Origin of the sequence: Calorimonas adulescens (assembly GCF_008274215.1) — a bacterium.
GTDB classification, from domain to species: Bacteria; Bacillota; Thermoanaerobacteria; order Thermoanaerobacterales; family UBA4877; genus Calorimonas; species Calorimonas adulescens.
In genome coordinates, this window is sequence record NZ_VTPS01000003.1 from 102,798 (window position 1) to 126,396 (window position 23,599).

Annotated in this window: 26 protein-coding genes; 23 read left to right on the top strand and 3 right to left on the bottom strand. The window is 40.9% G+C overall.

Going from position 1 to position 23,599, the window contains the following annotated elements; genetic code table 11:
- Window positions 1–153 precede the first annotated feature (153 nt).
- From FWJ32_RS03095 to FWJ32_RS03150, 12 genes are all read left to right on the top strand, one after another.
- Complete coding sequence (locus FWJ32_RS03095; RefSeq protein WP_149544510.1) at window positions 154–570, top strand: PTS sugar transporter subunit IIA; 417 nt, start codon at window positions 154–156, stop codon at window positions 568–570.
- 14 nt (window positions 571–584) lie between these two features.
- Window positions 585–1,352: a PTS mannose/fructose/sorbose/N-acetylgalactosamine transporter subunit IIC gene (locus FWJ32_RS03100; RefSeq protein ID WP_149544511.1), complete on the top strand. Its 768-nt coding sequence runs from the start codon at window positions 585–587 to the stop codon at window positions 1,350–1,352.
- The gene (locus tag FWJ32_RS03105; protein ID WP_149544512.1) at window positions 1,345–2,154 is read left to right on the top strand and encodes a PTS system mannose/fructose/sorbose family transporter subunit IID; all 810 of its coding nucleotides are present in this window, start codon (window positions 1,345–1,347) and stop codon (window positions 2,152–2,154) included. The genes FWJ32_RS03100 and FWJ32_RS03105 overlap by 8 nt, the downstream gene beginning before the upstream one ends.
- Before the next feature lie 17 nt (window positions 2,155–2,171).
- Window positions 2,172–2,657: a PTS sugar transporter subunit IIB gene (locus FWJ32_RS03110; RefSeq protein ID WP_149544513.1), complete on the top strand. Its 486-nt coding sequence runs from the start codon at window positions 2,172–2,174 to the stop codon at window positions 2,655–2,657.
- A complete protein-coding gene (locus FWJ32_RS03115) occupies window positions 2,657–3,709 on the top strand; it encodes a serine hydrolase domain-containing protein (protein ID WP_149544514.1) in 1,053 nt (350 codons plus the stop codon). Before FWJ32_RS03110 ends, FWJ32_RS03115 begins: the two co-directional genes overlap by 1 nt.
- Window positions 3,710–3,724: 15 nt before the next feature.
- A complete protein-coding gene (gene murQ, locus FWJ32_RS03120; protein WP_149544515.1) occupies window positions 3,725–4,612 on the top strand; it encodes an N-acetylmuramic acid 6-phosphate etherase in 888 nt (295 codons plus the stop codon).
- A gap of 96 nt (window positions 4,613–4,708) precedes the next feature.
- Window positions 4,709–6,805, top strand: coding sequence for a BglG family transcription antiterminator (locus tag FWJ32_RS03125; protein WP_149544516.1), 2,097 nt, complete (start codon window positions 4,709–4,711; stop codon window positions 6,803–6,805).
- A gap of 14 nt (window positions 6,806–6,819) precedes the next feature.
- Window positions 6,820–7,089, top strand: coding sequence for a PTS sugar transporter subunit IIB (locus FWJ32_RS03130; RefSeq protein ID WP_149544517.1), 270 nt, complete (start codon window positions 6,820–6,822; stop codon window positions 7,087–7,089).
- 17 nt (window positions 7,090–7,106) lie between these two features.
- Window positions 7,107–8,423, top strand: a complete 1,317-nt coding sequence (locus FWJ32_RS03135; protein ID WP_238988771.1) for a PTS ascorbate transporter subunit IIC — start codon at window positions 7,107–7,109, stop codon at window positions 8,421–8,423.
- Between the two features lie 49 nt (window positions 8,424–8,472).
- Window positions 8,473–9,411 carry a phosphotriesterase family protein gene (locus FWJ32_RS03140; RefSeq protein ID WP_149544518.1) on the top strand — a complete coding sequence of 313 codons (939 nt, stop codon included), beginning with the start codon at window positions 8,473–8,475 and terminating at the stop codon, window positions 9,409–9,411.
- Between the two features lie 5 nt (window positions 9,412–9,416).
- Window positions 9,417–10,157 carry a creatininase family protein gene (locus FWJ32_RS03145; RefSeq protein WP_149544519.1) on the top strand — a complete coding sequence of 247 codons (741 nt, stop codon included), beginning with the start codon at window positions 9,417–9,419 and terminating at the stop codon, window positions 10,155–10,157.
- On the top strand, window positions 10,144–10,875 hold the full coding sequence (locus FWJ32_RS03150) for an SIS domain-containing protein (protein WP_238988772.1): 732 nt from the start codon (window positions 10,144–10,146) through the stop codon (window positions 10,873–10,875). The genes FWJ32_RS03145 and FWJ32_RS03150 overlap by 14 nt, the downstream gene beginning before the upstream one ends.
- 64 nt (window positions 10,876–10,939) lie before the next feature.
- On the opposite strand, the gene FWJ32_RS03155 is transcribed toward FWJ32_RS03150, so the two are convergent.
- The 3 genes from FWJ32_RS03155 to FWJ32_RS03165 form a co-directional block, all read right to left on the bottom strand.
- Window positions 10,940–11,140: a hypothetical protein gene (locus FWJ32_RS03155; protein WP_149544521.1), complete on the bottom strand. Its 201-nt coding sequence runs from the start codon at window positions 11,138–11,140 to the stop codon at window positions 10,940–10,942.
- Window positions 11,137–11,574 carry a PIN domain-containing protein gene (locus FWJ32_RS03160; RefSeq protein ID WP_149544522.1) on the bottom strand — a complete coding sequence of 146 codons (438 nt, stop codon included), beginning with the start codon at window positions 11,572–11,574 and terminating at the stop codon, window positions 11,137–11,139. Before FWJ32_RS03160 ends, FWJ32_RS03155 begins: the two co-directional genes overlap by 4 nt.
- Before the next feature lie 162 nt (window positions 11,575–11,736).
- Window positions 11,737–11,934, bottom strand: coding sequence for an AAA family ATPase (locus FWJ32_RS03165; protein WP_149544523.1), 198 nt, complete (start codon window positions 11,932–11,934; stop codon window positions 11,737–11,739).
- Window positions 11,935–12,440: 506 nt separating this feature from the next.
- On the opposite strand from FWJ32_RS03165, the gene FWJ32_RS13820 reads away from it, so the two are divergent.
- From FWJ32_RS13820 to FWJ32_RS03220, 11 genes are all read left to right on the top strand, one after another.
- Window positions 12,441–12,575: a DsbA family protein gene (locus tag FWJ32_RS13820; RefSeq protein WP_149544524.1), complete on the top strand. Its 135-nt coding sequence runs from the start codon at window positions 12,441–12,443 to the stop codon at window positions 12,573–12,575.
- Between the two features lie 35 nt (window positions 12,576–12,610).
- A complete protein-coding gene (locus tag FWJ32_RS03175) occupies window positions 12,611–12,793 on the top strand; it encodes a type II toxin-antitoxin system HicA family toxin (protein ID WP_149544525.1) in 183 nt (60 codons plus the stop codon).
- A 46-nt stretch (window positions 12,794–12,839) separates the two neighbouring features.
- Window positions 12,840–13,241, top strand: a complete 402-nt coding sequence (locus tag FWJ32_RS03180) for a type II toxin-antitoxin system HicB family antitoxin (RefSeq protein WP_149544526.1) — start codon at window positions 12,840–12,842, stop codon at window positions 13,239–13,241.
- A gap of 606 nt (window positions 13,242–13,847) precedes the next feature.
- Complete coding sequence (locus FWJ32_RS03185) at window positions 13,848–16,601, top strand: sigma-54-dependent transcriptional regulator (protein ID WP_149544527.1); 2,754 nt, start codon at window positions 13,848–13,850, stop codon at window positions 16,599–16,601.
- A 156-nt stretch (window positions 16,602–16,757) separates the two neighbouring features.
- Window positions 16,758–18,026: a PTS sugar transporter subunit IIC gene (locus FWJ32_RS03190; RefSeq protein WP_238988773.1), complete on the top strand. Its 1,269-nt coding sequence runs from the start codon at window positions 16,758–16,760 to the stop codon at window positions 18,024–18,026.
- A gap of 17 nt (window positions 18,027–18,043) precedes the next feature.
- Window positions 18,044–18,796, top strand: coding sequence for a carbohydrate deacetylase (locus tag FWJ32_RS03195; RefSeq protein WP_149544528.1), 753 nt, complete (start codon window positions 18,044–18,046; stop codon window positions 18,794–18,796).
- Window positions 18,797–18,816: 20 nt separating this feature from the next.
- Complete coding sequence (locus FWJ32_RS03200; RefSeq protein WP_149544529.1) at window positions 18,817–19,128, top strand: PTS sugar transporter subunit IIB; 312 nt, start codon at window positions 18,817–18,819, stop codon at window positions 19,126–19,128.
- 8 nt (window positions 19,129–19,136) lie between these two features.
- Window positions 19,137–19,454, top strand: coding sequence for a PTS sugar transporter subunit IIA (locus FWJ32_RS03205; RefSeq protein ID WP_149544530.1), 318 nt, complete (start codon window positions 19,137–19,139; stop codon window positions 19,452–19,454).
- Window positions 19,455–20,756, top strand: a complete 1,302-nt coding sequence (locus tag FWJ32_RS03210; protein WP_149544531.1) for a 6-phospho-beta-glucosidase — start codon at window positions 19,455–19,457, stop codon at window positions 20,754–20,756.
- 139 nt (window positions 20,757–20,895) lie between these two features.
- A complete protein-coding gene (locus FWJ32_RS03215) occupies window positions 20,896–22,086 on the top strand; it encodes an anhydro-N-acetylmuramic acid kinase (RefSeq protein ID WP_149544532.1) in 1,191 nt (396 codons plus the stop codon).
- A gap of 205 nt (window positions 22,087–22,291) precedes the next feature.
- A complete protein-coding gene (locus FWJ32_RS03220) occupies window positions 22,292–23,506 on the top strand; it encodes a family 4 glycosyl hydrolase (protein ID WP_149544533.1) in 1,215 nt (404 codons plus the stop codon).
- Window positions 23,507–23,599: the final 93 nt, after the last annotated feature.

Here is a 23,599-nt window from a genome sequence, read left to right on the forward strand (position 1 = left end):
TTATATGGATGAGTATTGCACTGTATTAGATGGTATATGAGACCCTGTAAATAGGCCTTTTGTGAGGGAAACCAAACCTGGCATGATTTTTGCTACATAGTCTGGTGCCCTCACAAAAGGCCTTTATATTTTCTAAGTCAGGAGGTGCAGCTTTTGAAGAAAACGGCATTAATTTTAATAAGCCATGGCAGGATGGCTGAGGAAACACTGAAAAGTGCGGAGATGATTGTCGGCAATATCGATAGTGCATACGCAGTATCAATGGATGCAAAGGATGGAGCTGAGGGCCTAAAGAAAAAGATAAAGGAGGTGATGGATGAGGTAAAGGGTTATAGCAATATAATAGTAATGGTGGACCTTATTGGCGGGACACCATCCAATGTGGCGACTACAGAACTCTTCAAGAATGAGAAAGTAAAACTCATAAGCGGGTTTAATCTGGGAATGGTTCTGGAGTTTGCCACCTCTTATATCGATGATGCCGAAGAGCTTAAAGATCACCTTGTAGAGGTGGGCAAAAGCGGTATCAAAGATGTCTTTAAAGAAATTGCAGGCATTATGAAAAATTAAAAGGAGGGGAATTTATGGAAATTGCATTCTGGCAAATACTATTTTTGACGGTATATGCCTTCGTTGCACAGCTTGATGCTTTAAGCCTTCAGATTTCACTGGGTAATCCTTTGATGGCCGGTTTTGTTACAGGACTTATAATGGGTAACATTCCAATGGGCCTTACAGTGGGTGCTACGCTACAGTTAATGGTGCTGGGTGTGGCCACATATGGAGGCGCTACAGTACCGGACTTTATGTCGGCAGCAGTTATAGGGACTGCATTTGCGATAATATCAGGGCAGGATGTGGAGTTTGCTATAGGGATTGCCTTACCTATAGGGCTTTTACTCACGCAGCTGGATATACTGGCCAGGCTATCCAACACATATTTCCAGCATAGGGCTGACAGGTATGCTGAAGATGGAAATGCAGATGGAGTGGCCAGAATGAACCTTATGGGAATAATACCATGGGGCCTTAGCCGTGCCATTCCTGTGTTTTTGGGGCTGTATTTCGGAAGTGAAGTTGTCAAGGCTATCACAGCATATCTGCCACAGTGGCTCATGGGTGGCCTTAAGGTTGCAGGTGGTATCCTCCCTGCCATGGGTGTTGCAATACTGATGAGGTATCTACCTCTAAAGAAGTTTTATCCCTTTATGATTATCGGCTTCGTACTGGCAGCATATTTAAAGGTAAGTCTGATAGGTATAGCATTGATTGGATTTGCGGTTGCGGCTGCCTACCTGTTCTTAAAGAATGAATTAAAGCCTCAGACAGAAGGAGGAGATATCGATGACTGATGCAAAGGTGGAGAAAAAGGTTACAAAAAGAGACCTGCTTTCTGTATTCTGGAGGACAATACTGGGGCTTCAGATGGGATGGAACTACGAAAAGATGCAGGGCCTTGGGTACTGCTTCGCTATAATGCCAATACTGAAAAAACTTTATAAGAGCAAGGAAGAGATGACAAAAGCTTTGAAACTGCATCTGCAGTTCTTTAATACAACCCCTGCCATGGCTCACCTTATTGTGGGTGCCGATATAGCTATAGAAGAGGAATACGGCCTGGCCAATGAGGACACAATAAGCGGTATTAAGACAGGTCTTATGGGACCATTTGCAGGTATAGGAGATACTGTATTTGTTGCTATATACAGAACAATTGTATTCAGTGTGGCATCCTATATGGCACTGCAGGGGAATGTAATAGGTGCTCTAATTCCTGTTATACCGGCCATAGCCATATGGTGGGTAAGGTATGAGTTTACGGTAATAGGTTATGAACAGGGCAGAAGGATAGCTGTAGGATTTGCCAACCAATTGAAACAGCTCACAGAAGGTGCTGCCATACTGGGGCTTACGGTTATAGGTGGCCTGGCCCCGGCGGTTGTAAAGGCCAATGTCCCGCTGGTGTTCAAAAGCGGTGAGGTAGAGCTAAAAGTCCAGGATATGCTAAACAACATTATGCCATCTATGGTGCCAATGGCGATAGTATTGCTGTCATACTGGCTTTTAGGCCGTAAAGGTTTTAACTCTACAAAACTTATTATATTCCTTTTGGTACTGGGTGTGGTATTATATAATCTGAAGATATTAGGATAAAACTTGGAGGTTAATTTATGGCAATAATTCATGTTAGAATTGATGAGAGACTTATACACGGCCAGGTGGCTACCGTGTGGAGCAATTCACTGGGTGTCACCCGGATAATGGTAGTAAATGACGAGGCTTCAAAAGATGAAATCCAAAAGAGCGTTTTGAAGATGGCAACACCTCCCGGGATAAAACTCTCTGTCCTTACCGTAGCAGACGCAGCAGAAAGGATAAAGGCAGGTAAGTATGATGCTGACAGGGTTTTTATGATATTTAAAAATCCGAGGGACTGCCTGAGGCTTATTGAGGCTGGAGTAAATCTGCCTGAGATAAATGTGGGCAATATGGCCCACAAAGAGGGAGCTACACAGGTAAAGAAATCTGTCAATGTCACTAAAGAAGATGTAGAGATATTTAAAAAACTTGATTCAATGGGCATAAAGATGACAGCAAGGATGATTCCAGATGAACCGGCAAATAATTTTATGGATCTCATAAGGGGCTTGATATAATGCTGAATGCAGACAGAGTCAATTATCTCAGGGATTTCCTTGCAAAATGCATGGCTGAGGGGGCTTTTCCTGGTGCCTGTTTTGGCATAGTGTCTGTGGATGAGTCCTATTCTGGATTCATGGGGAATGCACAGGTAGAACCAATAAAAAGGGAAATGAGGGGGGACAGTGTATTTGACCTGGCCTCCCTTACTAAGGTTATAGCTACCACCACCTCTATCATGATTTTAATAGAGAATGGAGAAATCGGGTTATATGACAGGATTAAAAGCATTTTACCGGGATATAGATACGAAGATACTACAATATTTCAGCTTCTGACCCATACATCAGGCCTGCCTGCTGAGATAAAGTTTTACCGTATGTGCAGAAATTATGAGGAGGTCATAGACAGGCTATATGATGTGGAGCTTGAATATAAGCCGGGGGAGAAGGTCTTATACTCCGACCTGGGGTTTATGCTTCTGGGCCTTGTTGTAGAAAAAGTGGCAGAGCCGATATATAAATTTGCCAATATGTATGTCTTTGAACCCATGGGGATGTTTGATACGTGTTATAACCCTCCAGAGGAATTAAAAAAGAGATGCGCTGCCACGGAATATAGTGAGGATAGGGGTATGATTGTAGGGGAAGTACATGACGGCAACGCATATATAATGGGAGGCGCAAGCGGCCATGCAGGACTCTTTTCTACTGTCCCCGACCTGATGAGATTTGTTGAAATGATATTAAATGACGGATACTATAAAGGGAAGAGGATACTTGGCAGAGCGGCTATTGATGCGATGGGCAGATGCTATACCGAGGGCCTGAATGAGAGGCGTGGTCTGGGATGGGAGCTAAAGACACCTGGCCACTCCATGGGAGACCTTGTATCAGATAATGTACTTTATCACACAGGTTTTACAGGAACATCCATACTCATAGACAGACAGTATGGCCTAGGCTTTGTCCTTTTGACTAACAGGGTACATCCCACAAGAGAAAACCAAAAGCTCATTCCCTTGAGAGGATATATAAACAACATAGCAATGACTACAATTTTAAAATAAGAAGGGACTGGTATTATGGACCTGGACAGGTTAACCACGGAAGGCAGAAATCCAGATACAATGGACATAGACACACTAGATACCATGGGCATTTTAAGAAAGATCAATGATGAGGACAAAAAGGTGGCCTTAGCTGTAGAGCAGGAACTGCCATCTATAGCAAAAGCCGTCGATATAATAGTGGAATCCATCAAAAAAGGCGGGAGGATATTTTATGTAGGTGCAGGTACCAGCGGCAGGCTGGGTGTGCTTGACGCCTCAGAGTGTCCGCCAACATATGGTGTAAGTCCTGAACTCTTCCAGGGAGTGATAGCGGGGGGCATTAAGGCTCTCTATTCATCTACGGAGGGGGCAGAGGACGACAGGGAACAAGGGAAAAGGGACCTATCAGAAAAGGGGCTTAAAGACATAGACGTGACTGTTGGTATTGCTGCCAGTGGTAGGACGCCATATGTCCTCGGTGCCGTTGATTACGCCAGAAGCACAGGCTGCAGAACCGTAGGCATAGCCTGCAATAAAGACAGTGAACTGGAAAAGATTGTGGACGTCATGATAGCCCCCGAGGTTGGGCCCGAGGTCATTATGGGCTCTACACGGATGAAGGCGGGTACAGCACAGAAGTTGGTCTTAAATATGCTCTCCACTGCCTCTATGATAAGGCTTGGCAAGGTGTACACAAACCTCATGGTGGACATGAAGGCCAGTAATGAAAAGCTCTTAGCCAGGGCCAGGAGGATAGTAAAGCTGGCCACAGGTGCTCCAGATGAAATTGTTGAAGAGGCATTAGAGGGATCAGGATATCACTCCAAGACCGCCATATTGATGATCTTAAAGGGCATATCGAGGGAGCAGGCAGAAGAAGAACTCAAAAAAGCAGACGGATTTATTAGGAAGGCGCTTTAGCCTTCTTTTTTATTTTGCCACATTTATGAGGAAAAGGTTTGGACTTAAAGAGATAGAATATATAGTATAGAATAAAAATAAAGAGGAGGGAAGCGGATGCAGCTGGATACCCGTTGCATTGACATATTAAATTATCTCCTTGAAACAGACAAGCCGGCTACGACCTCTAAACTGGCTGAAGTCTTTAAGGTCAGTACCAGGACAATAAGATATGATTTAGACAGGATAGATGACTGGCTGAAGGAGAATAACATTTCACCCGTTGAGAGAAAACCCAATACAGGGGTCTATCTTAGAGAAAAGAAATCTATTGCAGACGCCCTATCCTCGATTAACTATTATGAATATGGGCCTGGCCGCCTGGAGAGGGAAGACATACTTAAGGCCCTTATCTTAAAGGCTAGGGATGAAATTAAGATAGATGAACTGGCAGAAAAGCTCTATGTCAGCAGGAACACAGTAATAAATGACCTTAAGAATGTAAGGGATTGGTTTAAAAGGTTTAATATAAATATTAAGCCTACAAAAAATGGTCTTAAAGTAATTGGCAAGGAAAAGGACATAAGGAGGGCAGCAATAGAACTCCTTACCGATGAAGTGGACACTGCAAAGATTTTAGAATATCTGGAAGGATGGAACTTTGGGCCTGGTGCCGGGAAAGAGATGTCTGATTTCATCTCTGAGGAAGACACTAAATTTTTATCAGAGGTCTTAAGGGAGGCAGAAAGAGAACTGGGATACAGACTCTCCGATATGGACTTTTCAGGACTCATACTGCATCTTGCAATTGCGGTAAAGAGAATAAAGCTGGGAAGGAACATAATGATGCCACATGAAGAAATAAAACAGCTTCAGGTTACCAAGGAATTTGCAGTTGCTTCTCAGATAGCCAGCTGTATAGAGAGCCACTATGGTATAGAAGTCCCGATAGAGGAAATGGGATATATTACACTCCATCTCCTGGGCAGTAAGTCTACCACGGCAGTAGATATAGAAAAGGAAAACTGGCTTGACGTGGAGTTTATGACCTCAGAACTCATAAAAAAGGTAGAAGAAGAGCTGAAGGTAGATCTGGAACATGATGATATTCTCTTTAAAGGATTAAAGGAACATCTCACACCCACACTCTACAGGATAAAAAATGACCTTCCCGTGAAGAACCCACTGCTGGATGACGTTAAAGCCAACTACCCAAAGCTGTTCAAAGCAGTGGAAAAAGCAGTAAAGATAGTGGAAAATTATGCAGGTAAGAGGATTAATGAAGATGAGATTGGCTATATATCATTTCATTTTGGAGCAGCATTAGAAAGAATGAGGTCCAAAAGGTCCATTAGAGCCGTACTGGTTTGCAGTACGGGGCTTGGTACGGCCAGGCTGCTGGCTACCAGGGTAATGAATGAGTTTGAAAATATAATTATTGAAGATATCACATCCTATCATGGGCTAAAAGAACTAAAGACAGATGCGGACATTATTATCTCAACAATAAATTTAAAAGACACAACACTGCCGTATGTAAGAGTATCACCTATGCTTGCAGAAGAGGATATAGACAGTATAAAAAGAATTTTAAGGGAGATTTATATAAAACCTGAACCAATCAATGGCGATAAGCTCGAGCAAGTTATAAAGGCAATAAAACGATACGCCATAGTAACAGACGAAGCGGGGTTAAAAGAAGAATTAAGCAGGATCATCGCACCAAAAATACCACATTTGATTTCGAGGGAGGTAAGACAACCAGTGTTAAATGACCTTTTAACGGAGAAAACAATCAAACTAAATGTAGAAGTGGATAACTGGGAGGAGGCAATAAGGGAAGGTGGGAAGCTTTTACTTGAAGCAGGTAAGATAGAAGCAAGATATATTGACGCTATGATAAAGACGGCAAAGCAGCTCGGGCCATACATCGTTATAGCACCCGGCATAGCTATGCCTCACGCCAGGCCTGAAGATGGAGTAAAGGAGGTGGGGATGAGCCTTATAACACTAAGGACTCCGGTAAATTTCGGACATCGACAAAATGACCCTGTAAAGATTGTGGTGTGCCTATGCGCAGTAGACAATAACAGCCATATAAAGGCACTATCACAACTGGTAAAGTTTTTGAGCAGTGAAGATGTTCAAAGTGTGCTCATTAAGGATATAAATAAAGAAAGAGTCATAGATTATATCATAAAATATTCGTCGTAGAAGGAGGAGACTAAATGAAGATATTAACAGTATGCGGGTTGGGCCAGGGTACAAGTCTATTGTTAAGAATGAATGTAGAGGAGGTGTTAAATGAATTAAAAATACAGGCTGAAGTGGATCATATGGATGTCAGCTATGCGGCGTCTGAGAATGCAGAATTAATACTTACATCACCCCAGTTAGCACCCTTGCTGGAACGAAACCCGGCGCAAAAAATTATTATCAACAATTACTTTGATAAAAATGAGATTAAAGAAAAGTTAAAAGAATACTTTAATATTTAAATAAGGGGGAATAGAATGTGAATACCTTAATTTCAACAGCTCAGTGGTTGGCTGACAACATATTTGGACAGCCTGCATTCTTAATAGGTTTGGTTGCCTTGGTTGGACTCTTACTTCAAAATAAGCCAGCATCTGTGGTGGTAAGTGGCACTTTGAAGACCATTTTGGGATTTTTAATAATTAGTGCGGGTTCGGGGGTTCTTACAGGAGCGTTGGGCATATTTGAGCCAATGTGGAATACCATATTTGGTATAGAGTCACCACCTGTTTTACAGGGGACGCCAGATTTTCTTGCAGAATACGGGAGCATAGTGGCATTAGTAATGACATTTGGTTTTTTGCTGAATGTATTATTGGCCAGGTTCACGAAATTTAAATATATTTATCTTACAGGCCATATGATGTTCTGGGTAACACTGATAACCACAGCAATTTTAGTAGAAGCCATCCCAGGAATTTCAAAAACCGCCTTATTGATAATTGGGAGTTTATTAATGGGTGTGTATTGGACACTACAGCCTGCATATACTCAAAAGTTCATGAAAAAAATAACCGGCAACGACCAGATCGCGTTGGGGCATACTTCATCTTCTGTATCTTTTCTGGCTGCGATAGTTGGAAAATATATTGGCAATCCAGAGCAAAGCACAGAAAAGATAAAATTGCCAAAGGGATTAGACTTTCTAAAGGATTCCAACGTGATTATAACAATAGTGATGGGTTTACTTTATGCAGTAGGTGCGACTATCATTTATTTGAGGCCAGATTTTGGAACAAATCCTGCAATACAACAGTTAGCTTCTAAGGCAGGCTCACAGAACTTTATAATATATGGGTTTTTGCAGGGCTTTCAGTTCGCGGCAGGTATAGCGGTTATCTTATATGGAGTGAGGTTATTTATAGGTGAACTTGTACCGGCGTTCAAGGGTATTGCTACAAAAATAGCACCAAATGCAGTTCCAGCTTTGGATTGTCCAGTAGTATTTCCATATGCGCCAACTGCTACAATCATAGGCTTCTTATCGGCTTTTGTAACAGCTCTGCTATGGCTGGTTGTATTAGGTACCTCAGGAGCACATGCCTTTGTACCAACAATGATAGTAATATTCTTCCATGCAGCGACTGCCGGTGTTTTTGGCAATATTACCGGTGGAGTGAGAGGAGCTATAGCAGGTGGTATAATAACATCGACTGTTGTTGCTTTAGGACAGTGGTGGATGGTAGGTGCATTAGCCCATACTGTACCTGATACGGTTTTGTGGGCGGCAGACTCTGACATGTTTATTTTTGGCTTTATCTTGTCATCAGTAGCAAAACTATTTGCCGGGATATAAACCTCAAGCCCGTTTTAACGGGCTTGAGACATTTTAGGAGGTATGTAAAATGAGGTTTGTAAGGACTATAAAAGGTGATATCGACCCATCAAAATTGGGAATAACATATTCACATGAGCATTTATATTCTAAACCACCCTATTGGGTCAGTGGCAAAGATGAAGATCTGGTTGTAGATGATACAGCGAAGATTGTTAATGAAATAAAGATGTTCATAGATGCTGGCGGCAATTCCATTATAGAAGGAACTGCAATCGACTATGGGAGAGATGTTTTAAAATTAAAAGAAATAGCAGATAACGTTGACATTAATATTGTTTGTACAACAGGTTTTAATAAAGGACTCTATTATGAAAAATGGGTACATGAGATGCCTATGGAAGAGATGGTTGAACTAATGATAAAAGAAGTCATGGAGGGCTATAAAGATACTGGAATAAAGTGTGGGCAGATTAAAATTGGTACAAGCTATAATACAATTACACCAACAGAAGAAAAGGTAATAAGAGCCGCTGCAAAGGCCCAAAATTATACAAAAGCACCTATGTATGCTCATACGGAAATAGGGACTATGGCGTTAGAACAAATAGAAATATTAAGGCAAGAGGGGATTGACCTGACTCATGTGGCCTTTGGCCATATGGATAGAAATCCTGATATGTGGTATTACCTCAAAATAGCAGAAACAGGTGCTTACCTTATATTTGATGGTCTTGGAAAAGTAAAGTATTATCCAGAAAGTGTAAGAATAAATTCTATTATAGAACTCTGCAAGAAAGGCTATCAAAAGAAAATAATGATTTCTGGGGATATGGCAAGGAAGTCATATTATATTGAATATGGTGGTGGGCCTGGCCTAACCTTTATACTAACCAAATGGGTGCCAAGATTCATAGAAGAGGCGAATTCCCAGGGGTTAAATGGTAAAGAAATAATTGAGGATCTGCTTATAAACAATCCACGTGAATTTTTCAGCTTCAGGGTGTGACACTTATGAATGAATGGCAGGAACTTTCGTGGCAGGAATATGAACAACTAACAAATAAAAAATACGCTATATTACCCCTGGGGGCCTTGGAACAGCATGGCCCACATATGAAACTTGGTACTGATAATTTTCTGGCAGAAGGTGTAGCCCGGCTGTTGTCAGAAAAAATAAAAGGAATTTTGCTTCCTACTATTAATTACGGCCAGGTATGGTCTCTCAAGAGATTTCCCGGTAGTCTCTCGCTATCGACAGATACTCTTAAAGCTATAATAAAAGATATAGCAAGAGGAGTAAAATTTCAGGGAGTACAGTATTTAATAATAGTTAACTCACATATAGGTAATATGACAGCAGTTAAGGAGGCAGCCAGAGAAATATATGATGAGATAGGATTCAGGGTAATATATTTTACTTATCCTGGAATAAATGAAATAGCTAAAAACGTTTGTCAGTCACCTAAGAGCCACCCATCTATAATACATGCCTGCGAGATTGAGACATCAATGATGCTTTATATTGATGATACTAAGGTAGATATGAACAAGGCGGTTACGGAGTATCCAGAATATCCACCGGGCTTTGATGAAACACCAATATATTGGGACGAGGTATCAAGTTTTGGAGTATTTGGAGATGCAAAAGCCGCTACACGCCAAAAAGGAGAGCAGATTATAAATTCAGTGATAAATAACATGATAACTATAATAGAAAATATAACAAGGAGAGATGAGAGTGCTAAGCAATGACTATATAAATAAAATTGGAGAAATTATTGACAAAATAAAAACTCTTGAGTTAAATAATTTAGAGCTCTCTTCATCTGCGATAGCCCGGTGTATAATGGATGGTGGCATTGTCCACATATTTGGATGTGGCCATTCGCATATACTGGGAGAGGAGATGTACTACAGGGCAGGTGGATTAGTACCAGTACATCCTATACTGGACACCGGCCTTATGCTCCATGAGGGAGCAGCCAAAAGCTCAGACCTTGAGAGATTTGAGGGATATGGTACCATCCTTGCAAAATATCAAGACATAAGAAAGGGTGATATAGTTATAGTCATATCAAACTCAGGGAGAAATCCGGTACCCATAGAGATGGCCATATATGCAAAGGGAAAAGAGGCAAGAGTTATAGTGATAACATCTATGGAATATTCAAAATCGCAGCCCTCGAGGCACTCCAGCGGAAAACATTTGTATGAGTTTGGAGATATAGTCATAGATAACCATGGAGTACCTGGGGATGCCGTACTCAAGCTGGATGGCATTCCTGAACCCTTTGCACCTTCTTCCACAGTAATTGGGGCAACTATACTGAATGCTGTCTTTGCCAGGGCAGTAGAGATAATGCATGAGAATGGATATGAGCCGCCAATATTCATAAGCGGCAATATTGATGGGGCAGATGAGCATAATAGAAAACTCATGGAGAGATATAGGGATAGGATAAAATTTTGATAGAGAGGGCCTGGTTTAATTTGATAAACCAGGCCCTCTCTACTACATAAATTGATTTTACTTTTTATGATTGAGATTTGCGGTATTCCATTGCTTCTTTGCTAAGTTCTTTGACGCCCTTATCTTTCCATAGTTCAGTCTGCCATTTAGTGTAATCAAAAGGTTCTCTCATTATTAAAGTGATGAATCTTTCTGCGTTAACTTTTCCAAGATACTTTATAAGTATATCCATACCTTCGGATCGGAGTAAAGTATCATTCTTCATAGTTCATCATCCTCCCATCTTCTAACAAATTCCACTGGATTTACAATATTAATAGAGTCTAAATTTCTCTTTAATAGTTTAATATCGGTTGTTAAAAAGTATTTGCATCTTGTGTAAATGGCACAAGCCAGATGTAATGCATCCTTTGCTTTTATTCCTTTGCCTTCGAGATTTTCAGCAATCAATATAATTTCATCGTTTTCATCACAATCAAAATTAGCTATATTTTTCCATGAACTGATAGTTATTTTCCGTTCTTCAAAAGGATTCATAGCGTTTTCATAATCCAGAATGTATGACCATACTAATTCAAAAAGTCCATTATGTATTGCATCTTGGATATATAATTTAGCTTCTGATTCCAACTTTATTTTCATTTGAGTTTGATCATCAAATGGCCTATTAAAACAACAATTATCAAGATAAATACGCATTATAAAACCCTCCCAATATGGGCTGTTAAGGTCATTATAGCATAGTAAAAGATTAACTTCAATTAACTGATGTCATAGGATTTGTGTCAAGTATTTGTTGGCACCTTTCTATTTACATAATCATCCATTTTTGCATATTCATGTTTATACAGTAGGGGGTTACTACTCGTATATGTTGATTTCATTTTGTGCCTGGTATATTGCTTCTTCATCTATCTCTTTTTGTTTTTTGGAATATGCATAGATGAGTGAGGCAGTTACCAGGTTATTTATTAATCTGGGTATACCCTTGGTAGCAGAGTATACTGCTTCATATGCCGACTTTGTAAATATGTCGTCTGCTGTGCCTGCTATCTCCATTAAAACTGTGTAAACATAATTTTATCACCTCAATCGATAATATCATTAAAGGATATTGATTGGTCTTTAGAACCATCCATACTGTCTATGGGTGTACTTCCGTCATAAATATTGTCTTTACTTGAACCTTTTCGGTTTCCATGGTGTCTTAAAGGTATTTTTGCATTGTCATATAGGTTTACCTGATAAGCTTCTCCAACCTCTTTTCCTTCATGATAGAGGAGAAGTGGTACCGGTAATAAAAGCCATGTTTTTTTAATCTTGCCCTGCTCTTACAGTCAGGACGAGGGCATATGTCCGTCGGTTCCGGGTACTTGTAGTCCCTGTATTTTAGTATGAACTAATGCAAGGTGAAAACTCTCGTAATACCAGGGTATCTATCTGTATTTATACATTCCATAATAAATAAATGTCCATGATGTCATGGAATCATATATGCCTGCGGTGGTTTGCTTCTGCATTTATTTCTTCCATAGTGCTATAACAAAGTAGGAGGCGAATGATAAATGAAAATTGAGGTTTATTCGGACTACGTTTGTCCATTTTGCTACATGGGCAAGGTTGTCCTGGATGCAGTCTACTACATTCAAGCCATATCCATTATAAAGATATTCCTTTATAGCTTATTGACATACGTATAAATACGTACTATAATATAGCCAAGAGGTGGGGGAAATTGACAGAAAAAGAACTTCTAAAACTGCTAAATCAAAACGGCTGGGTTATAACAGAGGGTAAGAAACATCACCTTGCAACTCACCCAGATAAACCAGGAATTAAAATCCCTATCCCCCGCCATAAAAAAGATATCCCAGCAGGTACACTACATAATATCCTGAAAGCTGCAGGGCTTAAATAGGCCTTCTTTTTAAGGCATTATATAAAATCGTAAAGGGAGGATTATTATGAAGTATGTTTATCCAGTAATTTTCACACCCGAAGATAACGGTTATAGCGTAAAGGTCCCAGACTTACCAGGTTGCTTCACTTATGGTGATAGCTTAGCAGACGCTATAGATATGGCACGTGATGCTATATCTATGTGGCTCTGCGATGCCGAAGATAAATCAGAACCAATTCCGCCAGCAAGTGATATAAAAGATGTTGTGCATGATGCCAACAGCTTTGTTAATCTAATTGACGTAGATACTGATTTCTACCGCAAAGAAAATGACAATCGAGCCGTTAAAAAAACCCTTACCATACCAAGTTGGTTAAATGCAAAAGCCGAAAAAGCAAATATAAACTTCTCTCAGGTACTTCAAACCGCTCTAAAAGATCATCTGGGCATTAAGGATAGATCATAACGGCCTACCCTATTTTTTAAGGTTGGCCCATATATATTCCAGAAGCCTGTATAAAGAATGGAAAATGCAGGCATAAAAAAGCCAGGAAAATAATCGTGCCTGTACTTTCGGCAATAAAAAGAACATTATTATCACCTCCTTTTAGATAAATTGACTTAATTTTTATCTAGCATAATTATATCACTAAATAACGTCTGAAAATTGTAACTTTTTTCTACCATTCTCTATGCAGGAACGCATAAATATAATAACCCAGTTAGGAAGATAACTGGGGTGAATTTACTTTATTCATTCCTTATTAATTATATATCATTATATCACTTAAAAACCATGTATGATTTTCTATTTCTAAAATCCCATATTTTTGAGCAATATAAGCCATATAGCGCATCATTTCGGGCTCCAATTAAAATATGTGCTTGACTTATTATCACTTTGAAAGACTGTTATTTCTCAAATTAAATTAGTCCAAAACTATCAAAAATTCTCAGACTAAATAATCCTGTGATAAAATTAATGCTAAAGTAATGTGAGAAATAATTCTCACGTTGGTTTAGCATTAATTTTATGGAGGGATTTTTATGCAGATGATTTTCCATGTAGGTCATGGAAAGATATAGGGATAGGATTGGGTTTTGGGTTATAATTATAGATAAAGATATGTCCTTAAACACTGTGAAAGGAATGGTAGTTTCCATGAGGAAGGATAGGATCTATCAAGAAGTAGTCAATATATGCAAAGAACAGGGAAATAGTGGAACCATAACGGGAATCGATGCGATGACGCTGGCTAAAAGGCTGCACCTTGAGAGGAGCAATGTGAGCTTTGACCTTAACAGGCTTGTAGAGGAAGGATTCTTAGAAAAGGTCAATGGGAGGCCTGTTAGATATAGGGTTGCCGGTAAAGGGTCTGAATCCGGGAATATATTTTCAGGTCTAATAGGCTACGATGGGTCTTTGAAAAAAGCCGTTGATCAGGCAAAAGCTGCCATAGCATATCCTCCTCTTGGGCTGCACACCCTTATTTCGGGGCCAAGCGGTGTTGGAAAATCTTTGCTTGCTGAGTATATGTATAGGTTTGCTGTCCAGATAAGGGGCGGAAAAGATATCCCCTTTGTAAAGTTTAATTGTGCTGATTATGCAAATAATCCCCAGATCCTGCTATCAATCCTGTTTGGCGTTAAGAAGGGGGCGTATACAGGGGCTGATAGAGACAGGCCTGGCCTTGTAGAAGAGGCTAACGGCGGCATACTTTTCTTGGACGAGGTACACAGGTTACCACCAGAGGGTCAGGAAATGCTGTTTTCCATAATAGATTATGGAGAATATAGACCAATGGGTGAGAGTAAGGTAAATAAGGCGGATGTACTCTTTATATGTGCTACAACTGAGTCAATAGATTCATCGCTTTTAAGGACGTTTTTAAGGCGTATACCTATGGTTATAAGCATGCCACCTCTAAATGATAGACCGCTTAAAGAAAGATTTGATCTTATAAGCAGGTTTTTTAATGAGGAATCTTTGAGAATAAAAAAACCTATAGGTGTCACGCTGGATTCCATAAGGGCACTACTGCTCTATAACTGCACAGGCAATGTAGGAGAATTAAGAAATGATATCCAGATAGCATGTGCCAAGGCTTTTTTAGAAAACCTGGGAAAGGAGACAGGATATATTGAGGTGCATACCATGGACCTTACAGAAAAAGTGAGGCAGGGCTTTAGGGACAGTGGTAGAAGGAAAAATGAGATGAAGGCCTTATTATTGGGCTATAGTGATATGGTCATATTTGGAGCAAATTCAGATAATGTATATTCGGCTGAAAGAGGCGTTGATGACTTTTATGAACTGATTGAGAGAAAAAGAGCCGAACTTAAAAAACGTGGAGCTGGTGATGAAGAGGTAGAGGAGACTATAGGTAGGATGATTGACGAGTATTTTGAGAGGTACCGTACTGAACAGGACAGTGCACAGCTTAAAAATCTATACAACGTTGTTGACAAGGAACTGATAGAATGTATAAAAGACTTTTTGGACTATGCATCACGGGCATTGGACAGGCGATTCGGGGCCGGGATCCTTTACGGACTTGCTATTCATGTAAGTTCTACCATAAACAGACTTGAGAAGGGGCTTCCTATAAAAAACGTCAAACTAAACGAAATAAAGGTGAAATACCCCCATCAGTACAGTGTGGCATGTAAGATAAGAGATTATCTGGGGAAGTATACAACATTATTATTACCGGAAGATGAGATAGGCTATATAACGAAGTTCTTTATAAATGATAATGATGGGGATTCCAGGGTATCAATTGTGGTGGCTATGCATGGAAACTCTGCAGCATCCTCCATAGCGGAGGTGGTAAATAGGTTGCTTTTGAGTGACATAGTGGTGGGCTATGATATGGCGCTGGACCAGAAGCCAGAGGATGCCCTTTATGAACTTACTGAAATAGTAAGGAGAGAAGATAAAGGTATGGGTACGATACTTATGGTGGATATGGGTTCGCTCTGCTATTTTGCAGATTCCATAGCACAAAAGACCGGTATAAGAGTCAGAGCGATAGACATGGTATCTACCCCAATGGTGCTGGAAGCCGCTGAAAAGGCATTAAGAGGTTACAGCATGGATGAGGTCTATGATTCAGTCTTCATGTTCAGTCCATTTATAGGCAGGTTAAGGAGGAATCCAGTACCTGTAAAACATAATGGTCTTATACTCTGCTGCTGTACCACAGGAGAGGGTACGGCGGTGGTGATAAAAAAGTATATTGAAGACAATCTCAAAATACCAGACTTTGTTAATGTGATGCCAATAGAATTTGAACCGTCCCTTATATCAAAGAGGATTGAGACTCTTGCGAAAAGCTTTGATATCTTAGCAATTATATCCAGTTTCGAGTTTTCTGAAACAGAGTGGCCTGTTATTACCGTTGACAAGATTTTTACAGATAAAACGATCCTGAAGCTGCAGGACATCATTGATAAGTATTCTGGTTCGGTCAATATAATGGATACGTTAGGAGAAGTTATTCAAGAGAACGTCGATATACCATATGTGGATGTTTTTATTAAGGAGTTTAAGAGGTTTGTAAAAGAAGCAGAAACGGTATATAGAGCAGATATACCGATGAACAGGCTTGTCGGCCTGGCCCTGCACATGGCATGTTCAATTGAAAAAATCATAAAGTCAGATGGGAATTTGGTATATAAAGAGTATGACAGGGGAAATGCCGAAATACATCGGAGGGAAATAGAGGTGATAAAAAATCTGATGAGACCTATAGAAGAGATTTATAACATTACAATACCGGATGAAGAGGCTTGGGCAGTAGCCAAGATAGTGTTTTCTTTGTAGACTTAAGTGTTTGATTTACAAAACACTACAGGCTATTTCCTGTAAAAGATAGAAAACATTTATAATATAGATAGGCCATAGGTTGCATATATAAATGATTGGCATGATTTTTGCTTCATATTTCCACGAGAGATTAATTGAAGGAGGAGAAAGCAAATGATGGAATCCATTTTAAAATGGGTAGAGGAAAAGTTTATGCCGCCTATGGCTGCCCTGGCAAATCAGAGACACCTGAGGGCAATAAGAGATGGCATAGTCGGTACTCTGCCACTAATAATCGTAGGGAGTTTTTTCCTTATAATAGCATCACCGCCTGTAAAGTCGTGGGCTGATGCTGTGGCACCCTATGCAGGCCAGATACTTATACCGTTCAGGCTCAGTGTAGGACTTATGGCATTATATGCCACCTATGGCATTGGCTATAGCCTGGCAAAATCCTATGATATAGACCCTGTATCCGGAGGTCTATTATCCCTTGCCGCATTTATAATGACAAACATTCCTCAGAACATTAAAGATTTAGGCTGGACTCTTCCTATGGGCAATCTTGGCGGTGCCGGCCTGTTTGTAGCAATCCTCATGGCTTTCTTTGCTGTAGAGGTACAGAGGTTCCTATATCAAAAAAATATAAAGATAACCATGCCGGAGGGTGTGCCTGAATCAGTGGCCAGGTCTTTTGAGGCCTTAATCCCTGCTGCAGTCATTATGATTGTGGTCTGGGTAGTAAGAGTGATGCTTGGCTTTGACATACAAAAGTTTATAATGACAGTCTTCAGTCCCCTTGTAACGGCAGGAGATACACTGATAGGTGTACTTGTGCCAATCTTACTCATCACATTGCTCTGGTCTGCCGGTATCCACGGGGTATCGGTTGTGGGTACCATGGCCAGGCCAATATGGATGACGCTTCTGGATGCCAATACCCAGGCTGCAGCGGCGGGAGCTGCCATACTGCCGCATATAGCCCCAGAGCCTTTTTTCCAGTGGTTCGTATGGATAGGAGGTTCTGGCGCAACCCTTAGTCTTGTGATTTTGATGCTGTTTTCTAAATCAAAGTATCTTAGAAATCTTGGCAGGGTAGCTATACTTCCGGGGATATGTAATATAAATGAACCGGTAATATTTGGTGCACCAATTATGCTAAATCCTATCCTGGCAATACCATTTATAGTAGGGCCCATTGTTACTGGTATAATATCTTATCTTGCCATGTATTTTAACCTGGTGGCAAGGCCATATATACTTGCTCCATGGACCCTTCCTGCGCCGATAGGTGCCTATCTTACTACAGGAGGAGACTGGAGGGCAATAGTCCTTTGCCTGATCAATATTATAATTACGGGTATAATATATTATCCATTTTTTAAGGCCTATGAGAGGCAGATGCTCGCAGAGGAAGAAAGCGACGTACAAGAAGAAGTATAACAGGGAGATGCTTGACATTGAAATATCTGATTACCAATGCTGATGATTTTGGACTTACCGTGGGTGTAAATAGGGCAATAATAGAGGGGATAAATTACGGTACAATTTCCAGCACAACCCTTATGGTAAACATGCCGCTGGCAGGGGGAGCAATAAAATGGGTTAAAGACAACAATATAGGTTGTGTGGGGATACATTTAAACCTTACCTGCGGAAAGCCAGTTTTACCGCCACATGAGGTCCCCAGTCTTGTGGATGGTAATGGCATGTTTTATCATAGAAGACCCGAAATGATGGCTCACGCAACAAGGGAAGATATAGAGAAGGAACTCCGTGCCCAGGTGGAAAAGTTTTTGGATGCGGGATTAAAACCTACCCATATAGATGGACATCACCATATCCAGCTCCATGAGGAGATATTGGAGATCTTTATTGATATATGCAGAGGCTATAAAATCCCAATGCGGCATCCCGATGATAGGATAAAGGACATACTGAAGGAGAGGCAAGTGAAGACAACGGACCATTTTACATTGAGATTTTATGGTGAAAATGCCACCATGGATACCATGAAGGAGATTGTTGGCGGTAGCTGGGATGGCGTAATGGAGATAATGCTCCATCCGGGATATAATGATAGCGACCTTGAGAGCATAAGCAGCTACAATAAATTCAGGGAAAATGAGCTTAGGGTATTGCTATCAGAGGAATTTAAGGATATACTGGCTGATAACAATGTAGAGCTGGTGTCCTATGAATTTTTGAAATAAATTTTCAGGAGGTATGGCTTATGAATATTCTGCTGGTATGTTCAGGTGGCATGTCGACCAGCCTGCTGGTCAATAAGATGGCAAAAGAGGGACAAAAAAGGGGTATCAATGGCCTTAAAGTAGAGGCAGATTCAGTTGATAATCTTGATAAAATTATAGATAAATACGATGTGGTTCTGTTAGGGCCTCAGGTGCAGTACAAGGAAAAATGGGTAAAAGAGGTGGCGGCAAGACACGGAAGACCCTATGCAGTGATACCACCGCAGGTGTACGGCCTTGTGGATGGAGCCAAGGCTTTAGATCTGGCGCTAAACACTGCAAAGAAGGAATAGGTGAAAACATGAGTGATGAACAGATAATATTTAACGTAATAGTATGCGCTGGAAACGCAAGGGCAAAAGCCTTTGCAGCACTGGAAGCTGCCAAAAAAGGAGATTTCAATTCAGCTTCATCACTTTTAAGTGAGGCCGCTGAGGAGATACTAAAGGCACATGAGATACAGAATAAGCTCATATCCAGAGAGGCCAATGGTGAGGGGATGAACGTTACCTTATTACTTGCCCATGCTGAGGACCACCTAATGGCCGCCATATTGGCTAAGGATTTAATCAGTGAAATGATTGATCTATATAAAATAAACAGCAAAGGGGATGATTGAGTGAGTGATGGTCTTAAAATAGCTACTATAGGTGGTGGGTCAAGCTATACCCCAGAGCTCATAGAGGGTTTTATAAACAGGATATCAACCCTGCCTGTAAGTGACATATACCTTGTTGATATAGAAGAAGGAAAGGAAAAGCTGGAGATAGTAGCCGGCCTGGCCGAAAGGATGGTAAAAAGAGCCGGAGTGAATATAAAAATACACCCAACTTTAAACAGAAGAGAAGCTATAGAGGGTGCGGACTTTGTCACGACCCAGTTCAGGGTGGGCCTGTTAGATGCCAGGGCGAGGGATGAAAGGATACCTTTAAAATATGGATGTATAGGACAGGAGACCACAGGGGCAGGGGGATTTGCAAAAGCCCTGAGGACTATCCCCGTTATACTGGATATATGCAGGGATATTGAAGAGCTCTCACCCGATGCCTGGCTTATTAACTTTACAAACCCCTCGGGTATAATCACAGAGACTGTACTAAAGCACACAAAGGTAAAATGCATAGGTCTTTGCAATGTCCCCATAACCATGAGGTACGGTATAGCTGATGTACTGGGAGTGGAAGCAGATAGGATATATATAGAGTACGTTGGGCTTAACCACCTTGTATGGGGGAGAAGGGTGTACTTAGATGGTAAGGATATAACAGAAATGCTTATAGAAGGGATTGCGAATAGAGACCTTTCAGAGTTTCCGTATGAAAAAGAGTTCTTAAAATCTCTGAAGATGATACCGTGTCCGTATCACAGGTATTACTACAATACCGATGAGATGCTCAAAGAGGAGTTAGAAGCAGCAGAAGGAGAAGGCACGAGGGCAGAGGTAGTAAAGAAGATAGAAAAAGATCTCTTTGAAAAATACAAAGACACAAACCTTGACGTAAAACCTGAGGAGCTATCAAAGAGAGGTGGGGCTCACTATTCCGAAGCCGCCTGCATGTTGATTGAATCCATATATACGGATAAGAAGGACATACAGCCTGTGAACACATTGAACAATGGTGCAATATCTGACCTTCCGGACAATGTGGTAATAGAGACAAACTGTGTGATAGACTCACAGGGTGCGCATCCCATAAACATAGGCCATATCCCGCAGGAGATAAGGGGACTGATACAAGTGGTGAAGGCCTATGAGGAGTTAACTATAGAGGCAGGTGTATATGGAGACTACGACAGGGCGCTTCAGGCCCTTGCCATACACCCCCTGGTAAAGTCGGCTAAAAAGGCCAGGATGATACTGGAGGACATACTAAAAGAAAATAGGGATTATCTACCACAATTTGTAGAGAGGCTCTCATAATGAGCCTTTTTTATATAGTATTTATTGATTTAAGAGTATCATCGACTCGCTTTAAGGTTGCATTTGATGCTCACTATCATTCTCTATCAGGTTCTTACATTGGAATAATATATTTATGTATAAATGAGAGGTGTAATAAATGGATAGACTTATTGAAATATATAATAAAGAAGAGAGGCTTGTTGTTGGTTTAATGTCAGGCACATCGGTAGACGGTATAGATGCGGCGTTGGTAAGGATTAAAGGTAAAGGCACAGATACAGAGGTTGACCTTTTGGAGTTTGAAAACTATCCATACAGCGATGAAATGAGGGAAAAGATATTTAAGCTCTTCAGCCCGGAAACGGGTACTGTGGATAAAATTTGCCATATGAATTTTATCCTTGGAGAGCTGTTTGCAAATGCTGCGCTTGGTGTTATAAAGAAAGCGGGACTAACACCAGATAAGATAGATTTGATAGGCTCCCATGGACAGACTATTTATCACATACCTTCACCTATCGAGGATAGCGGATACATGGTAAGGTCTACACTTCAGATTGGTGAACCGGCTGTCATTGCTGAGCGGACAGGTATTGTAACAGTAGCTGATTTCAGGGTAAGGGATGTGGCTGCTGGAGGTCAGGGAGCACCTCTGGTACCCTATACTGAGTATATAATGTATCGAGAAGAGGACAAGACAATAGCTCTGCAGAACATAGGGGGTATAGCAAACGTCACGGTGCTGCCTGCTGGTTGTGAACTGGATGATATCATTGCCTTCGACAATGGACCGGGTAACATGGTAATCGATGAGATTGTGAAAAGACTTACAGATGGCCGGATGAGGTTTGATGAAAACGGAGCCCTTGCGGGGAAAGGCAAGGTTGACCAGGTTCTACTCGAAGAGCTCCTTGACGATGATTATTTTAAGAAGACACCTCCCAAGACAACAGGCAGGGAGTACTTTGGCTCGCAGTATGTTGATAAGGTAATAAAGAGGGCATCAGAACTCAATGTATGGGGATATGATCTTGCAGCGACTGTTACCGCACTCACAGCAAAATCAATAGCTTTGAGCTATAGAGACTTTATAATGAATCAATATGGCTTAGACAGGGTCATAATAGGAGGGGGTGGCAGCTACAATGAAACCCTTGTAAACATGATACGAGGGTATTTGGATGGAGTGGAAGTCTTAACGCAGGAGGATATAGGCTTTAATAGCGATGCCAAAGAGGCTGTTGCCTTTGCTGTACTTGCAAATGAGGCTATAAACGGTAACTGCAACAATGCTGTCAAAGCTACTGGTGCAGACCATCCTGTTGTAATGGGGAAGATTTCTATGTAGCTTTTGGGCCATCATTTACGCATATCTCAGGTTCATAACACTCATATTTATACTTTAGCCTTTGCAGTACAGTGCCATCATGTTATTCTTTTTATAAGGTGGATAATATACAGGTTATACCTAAATCATGATAGCATGCTATAATAGCTTTAGAGGTTTTTGGTAAGCCGATTTAATTTAACGTCATGCGAAAGGGGATATTCATATGAAGATAGCTGTAATAGGTGGCAGCGGCGTGTATACGCCCAACCTGATTAAAGAGATAATAAGGTATAACCTGCCAGTCGATGAGGTGATTTTAAACGGCAGAACAAAAGAAAAGCTGGAACTGGTGGCTGAATACTGCAGGGAGCTTGTTAAAGATTCCGCTGTAAAAATTCAGGTATCCACAAACACAGATAGGATAGAGTCTATAAAGAATGCAGATTTTATCATATCCCAGATAAGGACAGGGGGTATGAAGGCCAGGGCATTCGATGAGAGTTTTCCCAGGGAACTCGGCCTTATAGGGGATGAAACATACGGTGTGGGAGGATTTTCAGATGCAGTGAGGACACTGCCGATTGCCGTCGAAATTTCCCGGGAAATAGCAGAATATGCGCCGGATGCATACCTCATTGACCTTACAAATCCGGCCGGTATGGTTATGAGGGCATCGAGAGATGCTGCTAAAATAAAAATGGTAGCGGTATGTGATATGCCTGTGGTGACCATGAGAAAGATTGCTGGGGTGATGGGGTGCAGTACAGAGGATATGTTTGTGAGCTACTACGGGTTAAATCATCTTGGATTTTTTGACAGGATAATTATTAACGGTGCTGACATGACCTCTGAGGTTTTGAAAAATGTGGAAGAACTAGAGCTTGGTATAAACCCTGATTTTATCAGAAGTCTTGGTGTCATACCACTTCCAACCCTGAGGTTATACTATCATCCCCATGAGGTTTTAAAGGGCCAGGCCGGTAAACCGAGAGGTGCAGAGCTTGCAGGCGTGGAGGAAGAGATTATCACGTGCCTAAAAAAGAAAGATTATATCGGGATAGAGGAATATTACAGGCGCAGAGCTACACCATGGTATGAGGTAATGGTAGGTCTTATGGCCGCATTAAAAGGTATAAAGCCGGGTTACTTCTTTTTAAATGTAGTAAATGATGGTTTACTTGACTTTCTGCCCGATGAGGCCGTGGTGGAAGCCTACTGCCATGTGGATAAGAATGGTGTACATCCAATACATATGGGCAATGTTTCAGATGAGGTAAGTCCTCTTATAAGCTTGATAAACGAATATGAAGAAAGGGCACAGAAGGCTATAATAAGTAAGGATACTTATGGGATGATAAAGGCTTTAATGATTCATCCGGAGATAAGAGATTATGAACTTGCAAGAGTCGTTGTAGAAAAGGTAATAGCCGCCAATTAGCAGCCATTACCTTTTTAGAATAATGGGTGCATATAAGGGTTTGATAAATATTTATTATAGTGCTATCCTATACATGACTGTAAATGTAGTAAC

Coding starts and splice junctions, on each gene's coding strand:
- FWJ32_RS03145 (WP_149544519.1), top strand. CDS start 9,417: ATGAATGAATGGCAGGAACTTTCGTGGCAGGAATATGAACAACTAACA.
- FWJ32_RS03160 (WP_149544522.1), bottom strand. CDS start 11,574: ATGCGTATTTATCTTGATAATTGTTGTTTTAATAGGCCATTTGATGAT.
- FWJ32_RS03220 (WP_149544533.1), top strand. CDS start 22,292: ATGAAGATAGCTGTAATAGGTGGCAGCGGCGTGTATACGCCCAACCTG.
- FWJ32_RS03100 (WP_149544511.1), top strand. CDS start 585: ATGGAAATTGCATTCTGGCAAATACTATTTTTGACGGTATATGCCTTC.
- FWJ32_RS13820 (WP_149544524.1), top strand. CDS start 12,441: ATGAAAATTGAGGTTTATTCGGACTACGTTTGTCCATTTTGCTACATG.
- FWJ32_RS03205 (WP_149544530.1), top strand. CDS start 19,137: ATGAGTGATGAACAGATAATATTTAACGTAATAGTATGCGCTGGAAAC.
- FWJ32_RS03200 (WP_149544529.1), top strand. CDS start 18,817: ATGAATATTCTGCTGGTATGTTCAGGTGGCATGTCGACCAGCCTGCTG.
- FWJ32_RS03105 (WP_149544512.1), top strand. CDS start 1,345: ATGACTGATGCAAAGGTGGAGAAAAAGGTTACAAAAAGAGACCTGCTT.
- murQ (WP_149544515.1), top strand. CDS start 3,725: ATGGACCTGGACAGGTTAACCACGGAAGGCAGAAATCCAGATACAATG.
- FWJ32_RS03165 (WP_149544523.1), bottom strand. CDS start 11,934: ATGGAGATAGCAGGCACAGCAGACGACATATTTACAAAGTCGGCATAT.
- FWJ32_RS03110 (WP_149544513.1), top strand. CDS start 2,172: ATGGCAATAATTCATGTTAGAATTGATGAGAGACTTATACACGGCCAG.
- FWJ32_RS03180 (WP_149544526.1), top strand. CDS start 12,840: ATGAAGTATGTTTATCCAGTAATTTTCACACCCGAAGATAACGGTTAT.
- FWJ32_RS03125 (WP_149544516.1), top strand. CDS start 4,709: ATGCAGCTGGATACCCGTTGCATTGACATATTAAATTATCTCCTTGAA.
- FWJ32_RS03215 (WP_149544532.1), top strand. CDS start 20,896: ATGGATAGACTTATTGAAATATATAATAAAGAAGAGAGGCTTGTTGTT.
- FWJ32_RS03155 (WP_149544521.1), bottom strand. CDS start 11,140: ATGAAGAATGATACTTTACTCCGATCCGAAGGTATGGATATACTTATA.
- FWJ32_RS03115 (WP_149544514.1), top strand. CDS start 2,657: ATGCTGAATGCAGACAGAGTCAATTATCTCAGGGATTTCCTTGCAAAA.
- FWJ32_RS03190 (WP_238988773.1), top strand. CDS start 16,758: ATGATGGAATCCATTTTAAAATGGGTAGAGGAAAAGTTTATGCCGCCT.
- FWJ32_RS03140 (WP_149544518.1), top strand. CDS start 8,473: ATGAGGTTTGTAAGGACTATAAAAGGTGATATCGACCCATCAAAATTG.
- FWJ32_RS03185 (WP_149544527.1), top strand. CDS start 13,848: ATGGAAAGATATAGGGATAGGATTGGGTTTTGGGTTATAATTATAGAT.
- FWJ32_RS03130 (WP_149544517.1), top strand. CDS start 6,820: ATGAAGATATTAACAGTATGCGGGTTGGGCCAGGGTACAAGTCTATTG.